The organism is Anaerococcus lactolyticus ATCC 51172, from assembly GCF_000156575.1.
In the GTDB taxonomy this organism is placed as follows: domain Bacteria; phylum Bacillota; class Clostridia; order Tissierellales; family Peptoniphilaceae; genus Anaerococcus; species Anaerococcus lactolyticus.
Window position 1 is genome coordinate 1 of record NZ_GG666069.1, and the last position, 951, is coordinate 951.

1 protein-coding gene is annotated in these 951 nt (G+C 26.2%); it reads right to left on the bottom strand.

What is annotated here, in order from left to right; all coding sequences use genetic code 11:
* On the bottom strand, positions 1-951 hold a 951-nt coding region (locus tag HMPREF0072_RS10270), incomplete at both ends, for a hypothetical protein (protein WP_004830348.1).

Here is a 951-nt window from a genome sequence, read left to right on the forward strand (position 1 = left end):
CGAAGGTGATAGGTTTTCTTCTTCATTAATAATTTTATAGTTTTCTAAAGAAACTTCAGAAACCCCTTCTATATTTTCTCTATCAGTCTTTTTGTCTTTTTTAACTTCTTCTTCGTTATTATTGCCAATATCTTCAAAGCTGATTTGTTCTACTAGTTCCCCTTTATCAATAGATTGTTTTTCTTTTTCACTAGATTTATATACTTCTAAATCAAGATTTTTGTAATCATTAAAAAGAATTGTTTCACTTCCGGTAATAAAACCATTCATTAGTCCTGTGCTATCTTCTAGTTCTATAGTTTTAGGACTTGTATTATCGTTAATGGCGGTTATAGTATATTCTTTTCCTTTGTATCTAACACTCATACCTTCTTTAAATGGATTTTCTTCTTGCCTTGTTCTATCATTTTCTATTTGCTGATTTAAATATCCATTTAAAAGCACTTCTCTATGTTTGTCATCAAGTAAATAAGGTAAGTTACTTAATATGTCCTTATAACTTTTATATTTTATAGCTTGATTAGAATTTAAAATATACCCATTGTATCGTAAATTTTGTTTAAGAGATTTCCCCTTAACATCTAAGATCAGCTCTACCTTATACCCTTCTTTTCCATCTATAATATTTTCTGGTTTTTTTAATAATCCATCTTCTATTTTCTTTGACAGTAGTAAGTATTCTTCATTTTGAGGATCAAAATAGTATTCTCTTTTTTCTTTGATATCCTTATCTATTAACTTGGAAAGAACTTGTTTCTTATCTCTTATTTCTTCAATTTTGGATTTTTCTTCTTGCGATAAATTTATATTAAAAGTAATTTTATTTTCTTCATTTATATGTGCTAAATTTTGATATGCTCCATTGATTTCAAGATTTTTATTAAAAACATATATATCATTATAATAATCTGGAAATTGCTGATTAAAGCTTTGAATATCTATATCATAGCC